Annotated in this window: 21 protein-coding genes; 14 read left to right on the top strand and 7 right to left on the bottom strand. The window is 69.3% G+C overall.

The genetic code is table 11. The annotated features are described in order from the left end of the window. The first annotated feature begins 63 nt into the window (after positions 1–63). Complete coding sequence (locus ELQ92_RS03190) at positions 64–750, top strand: FadR/GntR family transcriptional regulator (RefSeq protein WP_128497517.1); 687 nt, start codon at positions 64–66, stop codon at positions 748–750. Between the two features lie 18 nt (positions 751–768). On the opposite strand, the gene ELQ92_RS16205 is transcribed toward ELQ92_RS03190, so the two are convergent. Further along, positions 769–1,410: a transaldolase family protein gene (locus ELQ92_RS16205; RefSeq protein WP_166426690.1), complete on the bottom strand. Its 642-nt coding sequence runs from the start codon at positions 1,408–1,410 to the stop codon at positions 769–771. Positions 1,411–1,503: 93 nt separating this feature from the next. Between ELQ92_RS16205 and ELQ92_RS03180 the strand changes: the two genes are divergently transcribed. From ELQ92_RS03180 to ELQ92_RS03125, 12 genes are all read left to right on the top strand, one after another. Continuing rightward, positions 1,504–2,505: a sugar-binding transcriptional regulator gene (locus ELQ92_RS03180; RefSeq protein ID WP_166426689.1), complete on the top strand. Its 1,002-nt coding sequence runs from the start codon at positions 1,504–1,506 to the stop codon at positions 2,503–2,505. Positions 2,506–2,584: 79 nt separating this feature from the next. Further along, positions 2,585–3,646 (top strand): ribokinase, encoded by a 1,062-nt coding sequence (locus ELQ92_RS03175; RefSeq protein WP_128497515.1) that lies wholly within the window; start codon positions 2,585–2,587, stop codon positions 3,644–3,646. Then, positions 3,643–4,047 carry a D-ribose pyranase gene (gene rbsD, locus ELQ92_RS03170; RefSeq protein WP_128497514.1) on the top strand — a complete coding sequence of 135 codons (405 nt, stop codon included), beginning with the start codon at positions 3,643–3,645 and terminating at the stop codon, positions 4,045–4,047. The genes ELQ92_RS03175 and rbsD overlap by 4 nt, the downstream gene beginning before the upstream one ends. 9 nt (positions 4,048–4,056) lie before the next feature. Next, positions 4,057–4,941 (top strand): GntR family transcriptional regulator, encoded by an 885-nt coding sequence (locus tag ELQ92_RS03165; protein ID WP_128497513.1) that lies wholly within the window; start codon positions 4,057–4,059, stop codon positions 4,939–4,941. A 178-nt stretch (positions 4,942–5,119) separates the two neighbouring features. After that, a complete protein-coding gene (locus tag ELQ92_RS03160; RefSeq protein ID WP_128497512.1) occupies positions 5,120–5,452 on the top strand; it encodes a hypothetical protein in 333 nt (110 codons plus the stop codon). Positions 5,453–5,702: 250 nt separating this feature from the next. After that, positions 5,703–5,894: a hypothetical protein gene (locus ELQ92_RS03155; RefSeq protein ID WP_128497511.1), complete on the top strand. Its 192-nt coding sequence runs from the start codon at positions 5,703–5,705 to the stop codon at positions 5,892–5,894. 95 nt (positions 5,895–5,989) lie between these two features. Beyond that, entirely contained in the window at positions 5,990–6,565 is a 576-nt protein-coding gene (locus tag ELQ92_RS03150) for a glucose-6-phosphate isomerase family protein (RefSeq protein ID WP_243694843.1), read from the top strand. An 83-nt stretch (positions 6,566–6,648) separates the two neighbouring features. Beyond that, positions 6,649–8,151 (top strand): xylulokinase, encoded by a 1,503-nt coding sequence (gene xylB / locus ELQ92_RS03145; protein ID WP_128497510.1) that lies wholly within the window; start codon positions 6,649–6,651, stop codon positions 8,149–8,151. Next, positions 8,148–9,134: an NAD(P)-dependent oxidoreductase gene (locus tag ELQ92_RS03140; protein ID WP_128497509.1), complete on the top strand. Its 987-nt coding sequence runs from the start codon at positions 8,148–8,150 to the stop codon at positions 9,132–9,134. Before xylB ends, ELQ92_RS03140 begins: the two co-directional genes overlap by 4 nt. After that, positions 9,131–9,805: a bifunctional 4-hydroxy-2-oxoglutarate aldolase/2-dehydro-3-deoxy-phosphogluconate aldolase gene (locus ELQ92_RS03135; protein ID WP_243694842.1), complete on the top strand. Its 675-nt coding sequence runs from the start codon at positions 9,131–9,133 to the stop codon at positions 9,803–9,805. Before ELQ92_RS03140 ends, ELQ92_RS03135 begins: the two co-directional genes overlap by 4 nt. Further along, a complete protein-coding gene (locus tag ELQ92_RS03130) occupies positions 9,802–10,764 on the top strand; it encodes a shikimate dehydrogenase family protein (protein WP_128497508.1) in 963 nt (320 codons plus the stop codon). The genes ELQ92_RS03135 and ELQ92_RS03130 overlap by 4 nt, the downstream gene beginning before the upstream one ends. Next, positions 10,761–11,783: a phosphotriesterase family protein gene (locus ELQ92_RS03125; protein WP_128497507.1), complete on the top strand. Its 1,023-nt coding sequence runs from the start codon at positions 10,761–10,763 to the stop codon at positions 11,781–11,783. Before ELQ92_RS03130 ends, ELQ92_RS03125 begins: the two co-directional genes overlap by 4 nt. Before the next feature lie 19 nt (positions 11,784–11,802). Here the strand turns inward: ELQ92_RS03125 and ELQ92_RS03120 are convergent, their stop codons facing one another. The 5 genes from ELQ92_RS03120 to ELQ92_RS03100 all read right to left on the bottom strand — a co-directional run bounded on the left by ELQ92_RS03120 (position 11,803) and on the right by ELQ92_RS03100 (position 16,688). Next, positions 11,803–12,072 (bottom strand): hypothetical protein, encoded by a 270-nt coding sequence (locus ELQ92_RS03120; RefSeq protein WP_128497506.1) that lies wholly within the window; start codon positions 12,070–12,072, stop codon positions 11,803–11,805. 127 nt (positions 12,073–12,199) lie between these two features. After that, positions 12,200–12,766: a DUF2087 domain-containing protein gene (locus tag ELQ92_RS03115; RefSeq protein ID WP_243694841.1), complete on the bottom strand. Its 567-nt coding sequence runs from the start codon at positions 12,764–12,766 to the stop codon at positions 12,200–12,202. Positions 12,767–12,888: 122 nt separating this feature from the next. Continuing rightward, the gene (locus ELQ92_RS03110) at positions 12,889–13,860 is read right to left on the bottom strand and encodes an ABC transporter substrate-binding protein (RefSeq protein ID WP_243694840.1); all 972 of its coding nucleotides are present in this window, start codon (positions 13,858–13,860) and stop codon (positions 12,889–12,891) included. Positions 13,861–14,077: 217 nt separating this feature from the next. Next, positions 14,078–15,112, bottom strand: a complete 1,035-nt coding sequence (locus ELQ92_RS03105; RefSeq protein ID WP_128497504.1) for an ABC transporter permease — start codon at positions 15,110–15,112, stop codon at positions 14,078–14,080. Between the two features lie 70 nt (positions 15,113–15,182). After that, on the bottom strand, positions 15,183–16,688 hold the full coding sequence (locus ELQ92_RS03100; RefSeq protein WP_128497503.1) for a sugar ABC transporter ATP-binding protein: 1,506 nt from the start codon (positions 16,686–16,688) through the stop codon (positions 15,183–15,185). A gap of 202 nt (positions 16,689–16,890) precedes the next feature. On the opposite strand from ELQ92_RS03100, the gene ELQ92_RS03095 reads away from it, so the two are divergent. Continuing rightward, on the top strand, positions 16,891–17,760 hold the full coding sequence (locus tag ELQ92_RS03095) for a sugar phosphate isomerase/epimerase family protein (RefSeq protein WP_128497502.1): 870 nt from the start codon (positions 16,891–16,893) through the stop codon (positions 17,758–17,760). Between the two features lie 14 nt (positions 17,761–17,774). Here the strand turns inward: ELQ92_RS03095 and ELQ92_RS03090 are convergent, their stop codons facing one another. Then, positions 17,775–18,203, bottom strand: a complete 429-nt coding sequence (locus tag ELQ92_RS03090) for an RbsD/FucU family protein (RefSeq protein ID WP_128497501.1) — start codon at positions 18,201–18,203, stop codon at positions 17,775–17,777. Positions 18,204–18,221 lie beyond the last annotated feature (18 nt).

Raw genomic sequence — 18,221 nt, 5'->3', positions numbered from 1 at the left:
AGCACATAACAGGTTTTCAGGGGGGTGAGAGGGGAGGCGGGGGAGGGTCGATAGCATCGGGGCATGGCTGTCACCGACGAGGCGATCCTCAAGATCAAGGGGATGATCACGCGCGGCGAGCTCGGCCCCGGTGATCGACTGCCCCCGGAGAAGGAACTGTCCGAGCACCTCGGCCTCTCCCGCAGTTCGATGCGCGAGGCCGTGAAGGCCCTCGAGGTGATCCGGGTCCTCGACGTCCGACGCGGCGACGGCACCTACGTGACGAGCCTCGAGCCCCGCCTGCTGCTCGAGGCCATCTCGTTCGTCGTCGACCTCCACGACGACGACTCGGTGCTCGAACTCTTCGCGGTCCGGCGGATCCTCGAGCCCGAGGCGACGGCACTCGCGACGGCTCGAGCGAACCCCGCGCTCATCACGCGACTCGGCGCACAGATCGATTCGGTCGACGGCTCGACGAGCGTCGAGGGTCTCGTCGAACACGACCTCGAGTTCCACCGCACGATCGCCGACGCCGCGGGGAACCGCTACCTGGCGAGCCTCATCGACAGTCTTTCGAGCTCGACGGTCCGGGCCCGGATCTGGCGGGGACTCACCCAGGAGAACGCCGTCGAGCGCACCCTCGCCGAGCACCGCGGCATCGTCACGGCCCTCGAGCGCGGGGACGCCGAGCTCGCGAGAGCGCTCACCCTCGTCCACGTCTCGGGCGTCGAGGCATGGCTCCGCGAGTGGACCGAGACCACGACGGCCTGAGCACTGGCGCTCGCGCGCTTACCGTCCCGAGGCCACCCGCTCGAACTCGGCGGCCGAGGCCTCCGAGGCCGGGTGATGCATCATCTCGAGCAGCACCGGCACGTTCGCAGTGATGTGGCGGATTCCGGCGAGGGCGAGCGCTTCCGCGGCCTCCGCACTCCGCACGCTCGCGACGAGCGTCCGCGTCCCGCTGCCGGCGAGGACGGCGTCCATCCGGGAGACGAGAGCGAGCGGATCGGCCACGGAGTCCGCGAGGCGGCCGTAGTAGGGCGCGATGTAAGCGGCACCGATCGCGGCGGCACTCGCCGCTTGCGTCACCGAGTAGACCGCCGTCACGAGCACCGGGACGCCGCCCGAGGCGAGCGCCGCCGCGACCGAGAATCCAGCCGCCGTCGCCGGCACCTTCACGACGAGCCGATCCCCGAAGGGCACGAGCGATTCTGCGTCCGAACGCAGCGACCGCTCGTCCGCCCCGACGGCCTGAAGAAAGATCTCGCGGGCCCCCGCAGCGGCGAGCGTCTCGTAGAGCATCGGCCGGTGGGCTTCCGAATGACCGTCGCGATCGAGGATGGTCGGATTCGTCGTCACCCCGGCCACGAGTCCCGCCTCGACGAGCGGGAGAACGGCGTCCAATCGGGCGCTGTCGGCATACAACTTCACGGGGAGGTCCTTTCGACGATCCTTCCACTCTGCATCGCCATCGCTCACATGAGAAGATTGCGCTCGTATGAGCGTCGTGGACGAGGAGGAATCGTGACCGAGAACCTGCTCGATGCCGCCGTCGTCGCCCGGAGGTTCTACCTCGATCGTCGCCAGAAGAGCGAGATCGCCGCGGAGCTCGGTCTCTCGCGCTTCAAGGTCGCGCGCCTGCTCGACGCCGCCCACGCCGCCGGCATCGTGCACATCCGGATCGATGTGCCCGACGACGTCGACACGGAACTCGCCGACGTGCTCGAACGACGTTTCGGCCTCCGGCGCGTCATCGTCGTCCGTGAAGCGGAGATGCCGGGGGCGGATCGGCGGACGGCGACGCCACTGCACGCGGTCGGCCTCGCCGCCGCCCGTTTCCTGTCGGCGCATCTCCGGCCCGACGACGTCGTCGGTCTCTCGTGGGGCGCGAGCGTCGCGCACGTCGTCGACGCGCTCGACGACGTGCACCTCGCCGAAGTCGTCCAACTCGTCGGTGGCGTGACTCCCGCGCCCCTCGGGGAGCGGTCCCCCGGACGACCGGCCCGCAGCGGACGGGATCTCGTGGAGGAGCTTGCCCGCCGCACCGGGGCCACCGCCGTCCCACTGCATAGCCCGCTCGTCCTCGCATCGGCCCGGACGGCTGCGCTGCTGCGCGAGGACCCGAGCGTCGCCCTCACCGCACTCCGGTTCCCCGCGGTGACGACGGCGATCGTGGGAATCGGGTCGTGGCAGCCGCCATCGTCCTCGCTGCTCGACCTCGTGGGCCCGGACGATCGCCGCGAGCTGTGGCACGGGCGCGCCACAGCCGACGTCTGCGGGATCGTGCTCGACGCCGCCGGTCGTGCCGTGCGGTCATCCCTCTCCGAGCGGACGATCGGCGTCTCACTCGAGCAGTTGAGGTCCGTTCCGACGGTCGTCGCCGTCGCCGGCGGAGCGACGAAGGCCACCGCCATCTCGAGCGTCCTGCACAGCGGGCTGATCGACGTCCTCGTGACCGACGAGGCGGCCGCCCGGGCCATCGCGCACCCGGGGGAGAACAGCACGGGCACCCGCGACTCGGGCTAATGTAATGACAGGTTCAACAGTCAGCGTCGGCGGACCGGCGTTCTCGCGAACCGCCTGACGCCCGACCGAAAGGCCATCGATGTCCCCTCACGTCGACTCCCCCGCCGCGCCGTCGCCCCCCGAACGTCGGGGCGTGCTGATCGTCGGCAGTGTCACGGCCGACCTCACGACGTTCTCGGGCCGCCTCCCGGCGCGCGGCGAGACGATCCTCGGGGAGGACTTCACCCTGGTCCTCGGCGGCAAAGGCGCGAACCAGGCCGTCGCCGCCGGCCTTGCGGGAGCACCGGCGGTCATGGTGGCGTGCGTCGGGAGCGACCTCTTCCGCGATCTGGTCACAGACGGACTCAGGGACGCCGGCGTCGACACGACGTTCGTTCGATCGGTCGAGGGTCCGACCGGCATCGCGCACATCCGCGTCGACGCGTCCGGCGAGAACGACATCGTGATGGTGCCGCTCGCGAACGCGTCGCTCGACGAGCAGCACATCGACGAGGCGTTCGCCGAGACCGCCGGGACGTGCTCGGTTCTTCTCACGCAACTCGAGACCCCGTACCGACTCACCCGGCACACCGTCGCGACGGCGAAGGAGCACGGCCTCCTGACCGTGCTCGATCCGGCGCCGGCGCAGCCGCTCGATGACGCGATCTGGCCGCTCGTCGACATCGTGACGCCGAACGAGACCGAGGCCGCGATCCTCACGGGTATCACGGTGAGCGACGACGCGAGCGCGACCGCCGCCGGCCGGTGGTTCGTCGATCGCGGGGTGACGTTCGCGATTGTCACGCGAGCGGCCGACGGTGCCACGATCGTGTCCGCGGACTCGGTGACCCACCTCCCGGCCATCACGGTGACCCCCGTCGACACGACCGCTGCGGGCGACGCCTTCGCCGGCTACCTCGGAGCAGCACTCGCCGCCGGGTCGACGCTCGAGGACGCCGTGCGCGTCGCGACGGCGGCCGGGGCGATCGCCGTGACGCGACGAGGCGCTTCCCCCAGCCTGCCCGCGCGCATCGACGTCGACGCGCTGCTCGCGCGCTCGGCGGCGACGTCCGCCCCGTCGGATCCCACCCCGCCGGATCCCATCGCGCCGGATCCCACCGCGCCGGAGCCCGTCGGTGCCGAGAACGGAGCGCAGTCATGAGACGAACCGCGACGACGATCAACCCGCAACTCTCCCGCGTCATCTCGGAGACGGGTCACACCGACGGCATCGTCGTGACCGACGCCGGCCTTCCGATCCCTCGAGGAAGCGAACGTGTCGACCTCGCGTACCGGGCCGGCGCTCCCGCCTTCCTCGACGTGCTCGACACGGTGCTCGCCGAGATGGTCGTCGAGGGCGCCACCGCTTCGACCGAGATCGCCGAGCACAGCCCGGAGATGCTCGAGGCTTTGAGGGGACGGCTCGACCCCCTCGGAATCGAGATCGTCCTCGTCCCCCACGTCGAGTTCAAGGAGCTGACGCGCGCAGCGCGCGCCTTCGTCCGGTCCGGTGAGTTCACCCCCTACGCCAACGTCATCCTGACCGCCGGCGTGGCGTACTGAGACGACGCCATGACGACACCCGCCACGACGGTCGGCCCCGACGGCGCCCCCGACGGGAACACGGAGCGAGCGTCGCGACCCGCCGGTCGCACGCGGCGGTCCCGCGGCGCCGCCGTCACGGGCACCATCGACCGGGAGGCGCCCGTCCCGATGTATCGGCAACTCGGCGCACGGATCATCGAGGCGATCGAACAGCGCGGTCTCGGTCCCGGCGATCTCCTGCCCGGAGAGCACCGCTTGTGCGAGGAGTTCGGCGTCTCGCGCACCGTCGTGCGGCAGGCTCTCGCCCAGCTCGAGCACCAGGGCGTCATCGAGCGTGTGAAGGGCAAGGGCACCTTCATCGCGCACAAGAAGACGCCGGAGACCCTCGTCCACACGCTCGCCGGATTGTACGAGGAGGTCGCCGCGCGCGGAGGTCACGTGCACAGCGAGGTGCGTCGGCAGGAGTTCGAGCCCGCTGACGAGGAGATCGCGGAACAATTGCGGGTTCCCGTCGGTGCGCGCGTCCTCGTCATCGAGCGTCTGCGCTTCGTGGACGGTGAACCGTGGTCGCTCAGCACCACCTGGTTGCCGGAATCGATCGGCGTGCACGCCGAATCGGCGGATCTCAGCGACCGGTCGCTCTACGGGCTCCTCGCGGAGCACGGCATCCGCGCCGTCGAGGGCGTGCGCTCAGCCGAGGCCGCGATCGCCGATGAGACGCACGGGCGCCTGTTGCGGGTCGGTGTCGGGCAACCGCTCCTCGTGCTCCGGAGCGTGAGCATGGACGAGGACGGGATCCCGATCGAGGTGTTCGTGGCCTACCACCGGGGCGACCGGAGCCGTTTCGAATTCCAACTCCGCGCGTCGGCGAGCGACGTGAGCGCGGCGGAGCTGCGACACACCGGCTTGTGACGTCGCAGCGCTGACGCGCTCGGACGGAGGCGGCAACTCGAGAACGGGCGAACTCTGACACCGAACACCGGCGCGAGCCAAGCCCCTTGTCCTCGAATGTCCGCGGTCCTAGCGTCGGTGGTGACGACCCTGCACGGAAACGAGCCGTGCGCGATACGCCGGGCGGAGGGATGTGACGATGACGGGCGAACAGAACGACCGGTCGGCCGACCCGACGCGCGTCCGTAATCAACCCGCACTCCGTGGCACCGGACGGGCTCTCTGGCTCACGCTCGGAGGAATCCTCGCCGCGATCACGATCACGATGCTCACGTTCGAACTGCCTCTGCAGTTCGGGATCGCACTCTCGGGGATCATCGCGGTCGCGGTGCTCTACCTCCTCATGGTCGTCTCCGCCGTCACGATGCCTCCGACCCGGAGACGATCCCACACTCTCGCCTGGCTCATGGGCGCGATCGCCGTGGCGGGAATCGCCGCCCTGATGATCGTCCTCACCGTCGAGAGCTCGTGATCCGAACGGGCACACGGCGTCGCGCTGCAGTGACGTTCGCGCCTCGCGCCGACGGACGGCCGAGCTGGTCGGCTCGGTAGTCGGGCGGAAAGGCGAGGTCGCTCACATCCGAACCACTCGGCCACCATCGCGAGACGAATCGCGCGAACTGGGACGATCGAGCGGCGCTCGACGGTGTCGCTCCCCTCAGCTATACGCTGCAGGCCGTCAAGACCGGGGCCTGAGGGGAGCCGGCTTGTAGGCTCGCCGGGTGGACAAGGACGAGCGGGCTCGACGAGCCGCCGAGCAAGAGGCGCGGGCTCTCGCTGCCCTCGAGTCGATCCGGAACGGCGGCGACCTCGGGAGGGAGTCACAAGCGCTCTCGGACGAGTTCACGGACCGGCACTGGGGGCGCTTCACGGCGTGGACGAGAGGGCTCCTCCGGCGGCGTCCGCGCGACTGACACGACACCTCTATCGCCAACTTGTTACTACATGTACTGTTGTTCCAGACATCCGGTGGCAGCGACGCCGCCAGAGCACAACAGGAGCAGCACACGTGAGCGAGTATTCCCCCGTCCCCGTCCCGCCCACCGCCATCCGGTTCGATCGGAGCGCGCTGACACTGGACCCCGCCGGCCCCACCCTCGTCCGGAGGATGTCCGACCTGGAGGGGCTGTTCGCCGACGGCGATGCCTGGGCGGCGGCGATCGACGACGGCGACCCCGTCGTCTACACCGTGGCGTCATCACTCGTGCCCGAGACCGACCGCGAGCTGCCGCAATCGATCACGACGATCGAACCCGGTACGACAGCCGGTGAATTCTGGATGACGAAGGGGCACCAGCACCCGGACCATCAGGGCGAGATCTACCTCGGCCTCCGAGGGAGAGGCGGTCTACTCCTGTTCGACGGCACGGAGACGCGGTTCCTCGAGATCACGCCCGACACCATCGGTTACATCCCTCCGGGGTGGGCGCACCGCAGCATCAACGTCGGCGATGAGCCCTACTCGTTCCTCGCCGTCTACCCGGGCGGAGCGGGCCACGACTACGGATGGGTCCTCGAGCACGGCATGGGCAAGCGGGTCCACGCGGGTGACGACGGTCCGACCCTCGTGGGCTTCACGCGCTGATCCCTGAACGCCGCGGTGGTGCGACGACCAACGACGATGAGGGCCGACGGCACCCACCGCCCACTCGAGAAGAAGGATCACCGATGATCATCGCTCACGACCTCGGCACGACGGGGAACAAGGCGTCGCTCCATGAGGACGATGGCCGCCTCGTCACCGCCGTGACCGTCTCCTACGGTGCCCGATTCGCCGACGGCGGGATCGCCGAGCAGGACCCATCCGACTGGTGGAACGCCGTGGTCGCGGCCACCCGGGCTCTCATCGCCCGGTCGAACGTCGACCCCGCCCAGGTGACGGGACTCACCGTGAGCGGGCAGATGATGGGGGCCGTGCTCCTCGATGATGCGTGGGAGCCGGTGCGGCCGGCGATCATCTGGGCGGACACGCGGAGCACGGCTCAGACGGCGGCCCTCGAATCCGCCATCGGCCAGGCCGCCGCGTACCCGCTGCTCGGACACCGGCTCAACCCCACGTACTCGCTCCCCAAGATCATGTGGGTGCGGGACAACGAGCCCGACGTCTGGTCTCGAGTGCGGCACGTCTGCGTCGCGAAGGACTTCATCGTCCAGAGGCTCACGGGTCGGCTCCTGACCGACCACTCCGACGCCTCGGCGACCAACGCCTACGATCTCGAACGCGGCGTCTGGGCTGAGGAGGTCATCGGGGCCGCCGGGCTCCCGCTCTCACTCTTCCCGGAGATCCTCGAGTCGACGGCGATCGTGGGCGAGCTGACGGACGACGCGGCGAGCGCCACCGGACTGCCGCGATCCACGCGTGTCGTCCTCGGTGGAGGCGACGGACCGATCGCGGCCGTCGGAGCGGGCGTCGTGGGGCCGGAGGACCAGGCGTACGTGTGCCTCGGCACCTCCTCGTGGATCTCGTTCGCGAGCGAGCGACCGGCCGTCGACGACCTCATGCGCGTCTTCACCTTCCGCCACGTGGTGCCCGGTCTCTTCGTCCCGACCGCGACGATGCAAGCGGGCGGCGCCGCTGTGCAGTGGATCAACGAGATCCTCTCACCCGACCCGTCGAGCGCGAGCCTCTCGGCGCTCGTGGCCGACGCCGACACCGCGTCAGCGTCGGAAGGGGGCCTGTTCTTCCTGCCCTACCTGATGGGTGAGCGCTCCCCCCACTTCAATCCCGACGCCGCGGGCGCCTTCGTCGGACTCAATCGGCATCACACCCGCGCGAGCATGACACGCGCGGTGCTCGAAGGAGTCGCCTTCAACCTCCTCACGTGCATCGACGCGTTCCGCGAGTCGGGCGCGACGGTCGACCGCATCGACGCGATCGGCGGCGGTGCCTCGAGCTCGGTCTGGTTGCAGATCATGGCCGACGTCTGGGGTGTTCCCGTCCGCCGTCGGACGGTCGTCGAGGAGGGGAACAGCCTCGGCGCCGCCGTCACCGCGGCCGTCGGGCTCGGCCTCGTCGACGACTTCGGAGCCGCGAGAGACCTTTCCGAGGTCACGGCGGAGTTCACTCCGGACGCCGGACGGCATACGTCCTACCGGGACCGGTCGCTCGTGTTCCGCGATGCCTACGACCGGCTCGAACCCTGGTACCCGACACGGACGGTTCGGTCATGAGCACGGTCCTGGTCACGAGCCGGTCCTTCTCGAGCGGTCGCGCCGACGTCACCGCTCGTCTGCTCGCGTCGGGGCATCGCGTGGTACGGGGCCCGAGCGACCACGACCTCGAGACGCTCCGCCCGCTCCTCGCCGACGCGGTCGCGTGGATCGCCGGAACCGGCCCGGTGAGCGCCGCGCATCTCGACGCCTGCCCCGGGCTGCGGGTCATCGCACGCTACGGCGTGGGAGTCGACGCGGTCGACCTCGAGGCGGCGAGCGCCCGTGGCGTCGTCGTGACGAACACCCCAGGCGCCAACAGCGATGCCGTCGCCGATCACACCGTCGGCCTCATGCTCGCGGCGCTCCGCGGCACGGCCGCCGGCGACCGCCGCGTCCGCGCGGGCGACTGGTCCGCCACTCGAGGGCGGGAGGTCGCCGACCTCGCGATCGGCATCGTGGGATTCGGCCGGATCGGCCAGGGCGTCGCACGGCGGCTCTCGGGGTTCGGACCCCGCTTGCTCGTCGCGGACCCGTACGTCCCCGCGGCGATCATCGAATCGTTTGGCGCCTCGCCCCGCGACCTCGATCAACTGCCCTCGACCGCGGACCTCGTGACGCTGCACTCCCCCGGCGGACAGACGATCGTGACGGCCGCCTGGCTCGACCGCGTCCGTCAGGGCATCACGATCGTCAACACGGCGCGTGCCGACCTCGTCGACGAGAAGGCGCTCGCGGCGTCGCTGCGGGACCGGGTCGTCGCGGCGTACGCCGCCGATACGGTCGCAGGCGACTCGGGTGCCCACGACTCCCCGCTGCTCGCACCCGACCTCGCCGAGGTCGTCACCGTCACCCCTCACCTCGGCGCCCAGACGGTCGAAGCGATCGACAACATGGGGACCCTCGCCGTCGACGACGTGCTCGCCGTCCTCGCAGGACTCCCCCCGGAACATCCCGTCTCCGTGCCGCCCGTCTCCCCCTCACGAAAGGCTCATCACTCGTGACCCTGCCCTCCCTCCACACGCCGACGCCGGCCGTCGCCGCCGTCCTCGACCGGATCCGACGCATCGGCGTCATCGCCGTCGTCCGTGCTCCCGACGCGGACACCGCGATCGCTGCCGGCGTGGCACTCGTCACCGGCGGGGTGACCGGGATCGAGATCACCTTCTCGACCCCTGACGCGCCCCGCGTGATCCGCGAACTCTCGGACCGGCTCGGCGACGCCGCCCTCGTCGGAGCGGGTACCGTCGTGACTCAGGAGCACGCGCGCCTCGCGGCCGACGCGGGCGCACGATTCCTCGTGAGTCCCGGCACGACCGCTGAACTCGCCGCTTCGATGAAGGACACGGGACTCGCCGTCATGACCGGGGCGCTCACGCCCTCGGAGGTCATGCACGCCCTCGCACTCCGGACGGACGTCGTGAAGATCTTCCCCGCGTCGCTCGGCGGGCCGGCGTACCTGACGGCGTTACGCGGCCCGTTCCCGGACGCGCCTCTCATGCCGACGGGTGGTGTCAGGCCCGACAACGTCGCGGAATGGGTGTCAGCAGGCGCCGTCGCCCTCGGCGCGGGGGGTGATCTCGTCCCGGCCTCGGCCCTCGCGAGCGGGGACATGGCGGAGATCGAGCGACGGGCGCGAGCGTTCTCGTCGGCCTGGACGAAGGCGACGAGATGAGCGCACCGCGGACGACGGACGCGCCGGCGACGGGAGCCGACGTCGCGGGTGGATACATGGGGTTCGTCGGCGTCGACACGAGCGGCTCCTCGATCATGCGGGTGTTCCCCGAGTGGGCGCGGATCCTCGGCCTTCCCACCGACAGGCTCGTCGGGCACGACCTGCCGGTCGGGGCGCCGGCGGACGCGTACGTCGAACTCGTCGAGCGCATCCGCGACGACCCCCAGCACCGCGGGGCGCTCGTGACGACCCACAAGATGGCCCTGTACGACGCCGCTCACGGACTCTTCGACTCCGTCGACCCGTTCGCCAACGCCTGCGGCGAGATCTCGAGCATCGCGAAGCGCGACGGTCGCCTGCTCGGTCACGCCAAGGACCCACTGACCGCCGGGCTCGCACTGTCGGAGTTCCTGCCGAGCGGGCACTTCGCGTCGACGGGGGCGGCGGCGATCGTCCTCGGCGCGGGAGGAGCGGGCACCGCACTCACGTGGGACCTGCAGGAACGCGACGATCGTCCCGCCCGCACGATCGTGACCGACACGAGCATCGGGCGGCTCGAGCACCTCCGGGCCGTTCATGAGCGCCGCGGCACACCCGACGGCGCGGTCGAGTACCTGCACGTCGCATCGCCGGAGGCGTCGAGCGAGTTGCTCGCGTCGGCTCCTCCCGGGAGTCTCGTGGTCAACGCGAGCGGGCTCGGGAAGGACCGGCCCGGATCGCCGCTTCTCGACGAAGCCGTCTTCCCGCTCGACTCCATCGTGTGGGAGTTCAACTACCGCGGCTCTCTCGAGTTCCTCCATCAGGCGCGTGCACAGGAAGAGGCGCGCCGCCTCACCGTCGTGGACGGCTGGCGCTACTTCATCCACGGGTGGTCGCAAGTCATCGCCGAGGTCTTCGACGTCGAGTTGACCCCCGATCTCGTCGAGGAGCTCGCCGACGCCGCGACGGCCGTGCGATGACGGAGACAGGGAGGACCGACGGTGCGGGCTCGGGGCCCGTGATCCGCACCGTGCTCGGCGACGTCCCGGTCGCGACACTCGGCCGCCTGGACTACCACGAGCACCTGTTCCAGTCATCGCCGCTCCTCCCGGGCGATGAACTCGATGACGAGCGGGCGTCGCTCCGGGAGGCTGTCACCCTCCACGCGAGCGGCATCGACGCGATGATCGACGCGACGCCCGTGGGCCTCGGGCGGGACACCGCCGCCGTCGCCCGCATCGCCGCCACGACCGGCCTGGCCGTCGTCGCCTCGACCGGGATGCACCGCTCGGCCCACTACCCAGCGGACCACCCGCAACGGTCACTGTCGGCCGACGACAAGGCCACTCTCTTCGTGCAGGAACTGACGCTCGGGATGCTCGCGGACGACGCGGACGCCCAGCGCTTCCGCGACGGCGGTGTCCCCGAGGGCCTGCCGACGGCGACGACACCCGCGGGCGCTCCTGTCCGGGCGGGACTCGTGAAGACGGGCATCGACTACTGGGCCATCGACGCCGTCGATCGTTCCACCCTCGAGGCAGCGGCCGAGGCGCACCGCGTCACCGGCGCCCCCGTGATGGTCCATCTCGAGTTCTGCTCAGCGGCCCACGAGGTCCTCGACCTGCTCGCCGCCGGGGGCGTGCCCGCCGATCGGGTGGTGCTCGCCCACGCCGACCGGGATCCCGACGCCGGGTTGCACCTGTCGCTCGCCGGACGCGGCGCCTTCCTCGGCTACGACGGGATGGGCCGCTCGAGAACCCGCAGCGATGCGGAACTCCTCGACCTCACGCTGCGGGTCGTCCAGGGCGGCGGCACGAATCGCATCCTGCTCGGGAACGACGTGGCGCGTCGCTCGCGGTACCTCGCGTACGGCGGCATGCCGGGCCTCGGGTACTTCGGCGAGCGCTACCTGCCGAGGCTCCGAGCGCTCATCGGCGACGCGGCCGTCGGTACCCTGCTCGAGGCGAACCCCGCGCTCTTCCTGCCCTGGTCGCACTGACCCGGAGGGCTCGGCCCCGTCAGGCCGTCGCGAGGTCGCGTCGGGCGGGGTGCTCGAGCAGCACGCCCTCGGGCGCGGCGACCATGCGGGCGATCTCGCGGCCGAGCACGACGGCTTGGACGCGGGCGCCGACGAGGTAGCGGCGCGCGACGATCACGTCCTCGTCCGTGATGTCCCACGCGAAACCGTCGCCGAGGTGGGCGATCTGTTCAGCGGGAAGTCGATTCAACAGCCGATCGGCCTTGAGCGCGGTGGTCCAGACGCTGTATTCGTCGATGACGATGTTCATGGTTCGTGTCCTTTCGGGAGTCTCACCCTGAGAGAGGACGAACCCCATCCGTCATGACGCCGGTCCCACGGCTCGCTCCCGCCCCGTTCGCGGCTCAGGGCCGTGCGCGGGGTGACGCGACGGCCGTTCAGCGCGCGACGGGTGCGTAGGTCGAGCCGGACGGCGTCCTCTCGAGGAGTTCGTGGTCCACGAGGTACCGGCGCAGCACGGCGACATCGTCCGTGAAGCGCGCGAGCCGCTCGTTGACATCCCCCTCGGAGAGCTCGTCGCCCGGAGCGAACGCCTCGGCGACGACCCATTCGAGGAGCTCACGGCGCTCCCCGGCCGATGCGGGGTACTGCTCGATCCGGCCGTCACGCAGGAAGCGATCAACACCGGTGGCCTGCTGCGCAGGCTCCGCCGCGAGCATGGATCGAAACAGATCGCCCGTGGCGACGAGGACACCGGAGTCCTCACGGACGAGCCCGCTGTCGACGAGGTTCGCGAGCACCCGTCCCAGCCGCCTCTCGCGGAGCCCCGTCGCGGCCTCCGTGACGGGTTCGCCGAGGACGATGCGGGCGTAGACGGCGCGCGCCTCGTCGTTCGCGAGGATGCCGACGATGCGGCGCCACGCGTTCAACTCGACGTGGGCGCGTTGCCGGGCGCCCGATACTGACGCGTTCTGACGACGTTCCGATCGGCTGAGCTCACTCACGCGTCCACGCTAGTACTCCGCCCCGACACCGCGCCCGGCGTCATCCCCCAATCGCATGTGAGAACGGGGGCGGAGCGCGTCGATCGCGCACCGCCCCCGTCCCCGGGTACCGCTGGAGAGGCCTACTCGTAGAGGACGGCCGCGATCTCCTCGTCCTTCATGTTCTCGGCGTCGTAGAAGAAGTAACCGGTGTCGATGACCTCTTCGGGCGTGTCGCCGTTGATGGCGTCGTACGCCGCCTGAACCGTCTCCGCGCCGATGCCGATCGGGTTCTGGGTGATCGCGCCGGCCATGAGGCCGTTTGTGATCGCGTCCATCTGGGCCTTGCCCGAGTCGAAGCCGATGACGGTGAGATCGTCGCCGTTCAGGCCCAGCTCGGTGAGCGCGTTCACGACGCCGACGGCCGATCCCTCGTTGGTGCCGTAAATGCCCTTGAGGTCGGGGTGGGCGGCGATCATGGCCTTCGCGATGTCGGCGGACTTGAGGTGGTCACCGTCGCCGTACTGGATGTCGACGATCTCGATGTCGGGGTACTCGGCCTCCATCTGCTCGACGAAGCCGTCACGACGCTCGACACCGGTCGAGTTGATCTGGCTGTGGCCGACGATCGCGACCTCGCCCTCCTCGCCGATGAGTTCGGCCATGTGGTCGGCGGCGAGGGCTCCGGCGCCCAGGCTGTCGGTCTTGGCGATGCTGACCGGGACGTCGGAGTCGCAACCCGCGTCGAACTGCACGACGGGGATGTCCGCGGCGCCGGCGGCGTCGATGAGGGGGATGCAGGCCTCGGGGTCGAGCGCCGCGTACGCGATTGCGTCGGGGCTCTTGTCGATGGCCGCCTGCAGCATCTGGAGCTGCGCGTCGACCTCGGTCTCGGATGCGGGACCCTCGAAGGTGATCTCGACTCCGAGCTCTTCAGCCTTCTCCTCGGCGCCTTGCTTGACGGCCTGCCAGAACTGGTGCTGGAAGCCCTTGGAGATCATCGCGATGTACGGCTTGTCGCCGCTCCCCGCGTCGCCGCCGCTTCCGGCACTGCCGCCCTGGGCGCACCCGGCGAGGGCGACCACCGCGATGGCTGCGGTCGCGAGGACCGACATTTTCCTAGCGTTCTTCATCGAAACTCCATTGTTCTCGGGTCCCAGCACCTCTGCTGGTCTCTTTACGGTATTCGGGGGTGAGGCGTTTGTGCAGGTTTGGGCCATGTAGATACAAGATCGTTACCTCCCGCGAGATCACGGGGCTGGAACCGATTTCAGTATCGAACGGATCCGACCGCTCGGCGCCTCGCCGATCGGTCGCTCCGAGAGGGTGAGGTCAGGCTTCGCGACGACGACGCAGCGAGTCGGTGAAGACCGCCACGAGGATCACGATTCCGACCACGACGTTCTGCCACTCCGTCTGGATCGACAGGATGCGGAGACCGTTGATAAGCACGCTCATGATGAGCGCACCGATGAGCGTTCCGAGGATCGAGCCGCGCCCACCGAGGAGCGACGTCCCGCCGATGATGACGGCAGCGATCGCCTGCAGCTCGTAGCCCGTGCCGAGCTGCGGCTGCGCCGAGCCGAGTCGGGCGGCGATGACGACGCCCGCGATGCCGGTGAAGATGCCCGCGACGGTGTAGATGAGGATCGTCCACTTGCGGGTGTTGACGCCGGAGAGCCGCGTCGCCTCCTCGTTCGAGCCGATCGCGAACGTGTATCGGCCGAGGATCGTCTTGCTCAGCACGACGTAGGCCACGAGGGCACACGCGAAGAGGATGAGGACCGCGTTGGGCAGACCCGGGATGAGCGTTCCCAGGGCGATGTCCTTGAACGCCTGCTCGGCGAAGTAGATCGGCGCGACGCCCGAGATCACGAGCGCAAGGCCCTGGGCGATGAGCATCATCGCGAGCGTCGCGATGAACGGCGGTAGGCCCAGGAAGGTGATGTTGAGTCCGTTGATGAAGCCCATGAGCGCGCCGGTCGCGATGCCGCCGATCACGCCGACGATGAGCGGGAGGCCCATGTCGGTGATGAAGACACCCGTCATGACCGCGCAGAGCGTCATGCCGGTTCCGATCGACAGATCGATACCGCCCGTGATGATCACGAACGTCGTGCCGACGGCCAGGATGCCGATCACCGCGGTCGAGAGCAGGATGCCCGAGATGTTGCTCACCGTGAAGAAGCTGCTGCTCGAGATCGAGAAGAAGATGATGAGCACGACGAGCGTCGCGAACGCCAGGGACTGCTGCAGCTGACTGCGGAGCACCTGACCGATCGGGCGGCGCTCGGTCCCTCCGGGCGGATTGATCTGCTCGGGGGCCGTCGCCGACGAAGTGGGGGTGGGGGGTGTGGAGGTGGTCATCGGTGAGCTCTCTCTCCAGGGACGGCGGTGGTGGCGTGCAGTGTGCGCGAGGCGCGGGGTCGGGGGGTGATCATTCGTGGCCTCGCGTCGCGAGTTCCATGACGGAGTTCTGGGTGGCCTTCTCGTTGTCGAGGAAGCCCGTGATCCGCCCCGTCGCCATGACGGCGATCCGATGCGAGAGACGCAAGACCTCCGGCAGCTCCGACGAGATGACGATGATCGATTTGCCGCGCGCCGCGAGATCCGTCAGCAACGCATAGATCTCGTCCTTCGCGCCGACGTCGATGCCACGGGTCGGCTCGTCGAAGATGAGGATGTCGCAATCGCGTTCGAGCCACTTCGCGATGACGACCTTCTGCTGGTTGCCTCCCGAGAGCAGCTTCGTCACCTGCTGGACCGACGGGGTCTTGATCTTCAACTGGTCGACGTAGCGCTTCGCGACGTTGCGGCCCTTCGCGGGCTGCACGAAGCCGAGCGGGTTCGTGAAATTCGGAAGCGACGGGAGCAGGATGTTCTCGCTCACCGTCTGGCCGAGCAGGAGGCCGAGGGCCTTGCGATCCTCCGAGAGGTAGCCGATGCCGTGCCTCACGGCGTCCGTCGGCTTCGTGATGCCGACGGCCTTCCCGTTCACGGTGATCGTGCCGCTCGTCTTCGGATCGGCCCCGATGATGGCGCGCGCGACCTCGGTGCGGCCGGCGCCCATGAGACCGGCGAAGCCGAGGATCTCGCCCCGGCGCAGTTCGAAACTCACGTCCGTGACGAGGCTCCGCGTGCTGAGGTTCTCGACCTTCAGCACCACGTCGTTGTCGTGAGTATCGATCGTCGCGGGCCGGGCGTTCTCGTCGATGTGTCGGCCCACCATCATCTCGATGATCGTGGGGACGTCGAACGAGCCCTTCTCGAGGGTGCCGACGTAGCGGCCGTCGCGGATGACGGTGACACGGTCGGCGATGCGCCCGAGCTCCTCCATGCGGTGCGAGATGTAGATGATGCCGGTCCCGTCGGCCTTGAGTCCCTCGATGAGGCGGAAGAGCGTCTCGCTCTCGGAGGCGGTGAGCGAGGAGGTCGGCTCGTCCATGATGAGGACCTTCGAGTCGACCGACAGCGCTTTCGCGATCTCGACCATCTGCTGCTTCGCGACGGTGAGCTCGCCGACCTCCTGACGCGGGTCGAGGTCGATGCGCAGTCGTCGGAGCAGCTCTCCCGCTTTTTTGTTGAGCGCGCGCTCGCGCAGGACGAAGCCCCCGAGGCCGCGGGGCTCCCGACCGATGTAGATGTTCTGCGCCACCGTGAGGTGGGGCATGAGGTTCATCTCCTGGTGGATGATCGAGATTCCGAGGGCCTGAGCGGCGCGCGGCCCGTCGATCTCGATCTCTTTGCCCTCGAAGCGGATCGTGCCGTCGTCCTTCGTGTAGATCCCCGAGAGGATCTTCATGAGGCTCGACTTGCCTGCGCCGTTCTCGCCGACGAGGGCGAGGACCTCGCCCCGGTCGAGGCGGAACCGGACGTCCTTGAGAGCCTGGACGCCGGGGAAGCTTTTGCTGATGCCGTCGACGTCGAGCAGATGGGTGGTCACGTTGCTCCCTGCTTCGTTGGAGAGATGCGTCTCCGGTCCGCGGGTTCCCGGAAACTCAGGCGACATGGTCGCACTCGCTCGTCGGGACCTCAGGGCCGAAGTTGTACCTAAATGTATCTAATGGCGCGTGAAAAGCATAGTGTGGGCGAGAACCACCGACGTTTCCCCGGATCAGAGACGATCCTCGAGAAAGGACCACCCCGTGCAGATCGGCGTCCACGCCCTCGTTTTCACCGGAACCTTCGACCGTGCCGGCATTTCGCTCGCCGTCGAGAAGACCGCCCAGGCCGGTTTCGACCTCATCGAATTCCCGCTCATGGACCCCTACGCCTTCGACCGCGAGCACGCGGCCCGCGAGCTCGCCGCGCACGGCATCGCGGCGACGGCCTCCCTGGGCCTCAGCGACGCGACCGACCTCACGAGTGAGGACCCGGAAGCCCGGGAGGCCGGCGAGCGACTCCTCGAGGAATGCCTCGACATCGTCGCAGCCCTCGGCTCCACGAAGCTCTGTGGCGTCCTCTACAGCGCCATGAAGAAGTACGTCACGCCGCCGACGGCCGAGGGCCGCGCGGCGAGCGCCGCCGCGCTCAGGCGCCTCGCCGAGAAGGCCGCCGCACTCGGGATCGACCTCTCGCTCGAGGTCGTCAACCGCTACGAGACGAATCTCGTCAACACGGGCCGACAAGCGCTCGGCTTCCTCGACGCGATCGACCGCGAGAACGTCTTCGTGCACCTCGACACGTACCACATGAACATCGAGGAGTCCGACCTCATGCAGCCCGTGCTCGACGTCGATGAGAGGCTCGGCTACGTGCACATCGGCGAGTCGCACCGCGGGTACTTGGGATCCGGAACGGTCGACTTCGATTCCTTCTTCCGCGCACTCGCGCGCGTCGACTACGACGGACCCGTGGTCTTCGAGTCCTTCTCCTCGACGGTCGTGAGCGCCACGCTCAGCAACACCCTCGGCGTGTGGCGGAACCTCTGGGACGACGGCGACGACCTCGCGGCCCACGCCAACCGCTTCATCCGCGACCACCTGCGGACCGTCGAGACGATCGCGCTGCACTGACCGCGCAGCGGCACTCACGAGCCCACCGCCGGCGGGTGCCCGACGACACCCTTGCGCAGGATCGCGTTGCCGTACTTCCGGGTCTCGCCCGTGCGCACGATGAGGTAGGCAGGCGCAGCGACGTCGTAGAAGTCGAATCGTTCGACGAAACGCACGTCACGGTCGCCCGTTCCGGCCGCCGTCATGAGTTCGCGCTGGACATCGAGGACCCCTCCGTCGGCCGACCTCATGAGGTCGAGGCCGGGAGCGTCGTCGAGCGGCACGACCGAGCGGATCGCCGCGAGCACGCGGGGCGAGGAGAGCGTCGGCAGGTCGACGACACGGGACCCGATGCGGTGGGCAGGGAAATGCGCGTCGGCGACGACGACCGCGTCCGAATGACCCATCGCGTCGAGGTGGAGCAGGAGCTCCCCCGTGAGGACGGGATCAATTCCGTCGAGCATGATCACTCTCCTTCGAGC

Origin of the sequence: Labedella populi, from assembly GCF_004078655.1 — a bacterium.
GTDB classification, from domain to species: Bacteria; Actinomycetota; Actinomycetes; order Actinomycetales; family Microbacteriaceae; genus Labedella; species Labedella populi.
This window is presented reverse-complemented; position numbering and strand designations above follow the sequence as displayed.

Coding starts and splice junctions, on each gene's coding strand:
- ELQ92_RS03190 (WP_128497517.1), top strand. CDS start 64: ATGGCTGTCACCGACGAGGCGATCCTCAAGATCAAGGGGATGATCACG.
- ELQ92_RS03175 (WP_128497515.1), top strand. CDS start 2,585: ATGTCCCCTCACGTCGACTCCCCCGCCGCGCCGTCGCCCCCCGAACGT.
- rbsD (WP_128497514.1), top strand. CDS start 3,643: ATGAGACGAACCGCGACGACGATCAACCCGCAACTCTCCCGCGTCATC.
- ELQ92_RS03165 (WP_128497513.1), top strand. CDS start 4,057: ATGACGACACCCGCCACGACGGTCGGCCCCGACGGCGCCCCCGACGGG.
- ELQ92_RS03160 (WP_128497512.1), top strand. CDS start 5,120: ATGACGGGCGAACAGAACGACCGGTCGGCCGACCCGACGCGCGTCCGT.
- xylB (WP_128497510.1), top strand. CDS start 6,649: ATGATCATCGCTCACGACCTCGGCACGACGGGGAACAAGGCGTCGCTC.
- ELQ92_RS03140 (WP_128497509.1), top strand. CDS start 8,148: ATGAGCACGGTCCTGGTCACGAGCCGGTCCTTCTCGAGCGGTCGCGCC.
- ELQ92_RS03130 (WP_128497508.1), top strand. CDS start 9,802: ATGAGCGCACCGCGGACGACGGACGCGCCGGCGACGGGAGCCGACGTC.
- ELQ92_RS03125 (WP_128497507.1), top strand. CDS start 10,761: ATGACGGAGACAGGGAGGACCGACGGTGCGGGCTCGGGGCCCGTGATC.
- ELQ92_RS03120 (WP_128497506.1), bottom strand. CDS start 12,072: ATGAACATCGTCATCGACGAATACAGCGTCTGGACCACCGCGCTCAAG.
- ELQ92_RS03110 (WP_243694840.1), bottom strand. CDS start 13,860: ATGTCGGTCCTCGCGACCGCAGCCATCGCGGTGGTCGCCCTCGCCGGG.
- ELQ92_RS03105 (WP_128497504.1), bottom strand. CDS start 15,112: ATGACCACCTCCACACCCCCCACCCCCACTTCGTCGGCGACGGCCCCC.
- ELQ92_RS03090 (WP_128497501.1), bottom strand. CDS start 18,203: ATGCTCGACGGAATTGATCCCGTCCTCACGGGGGAGCTCCTGCTCCAC.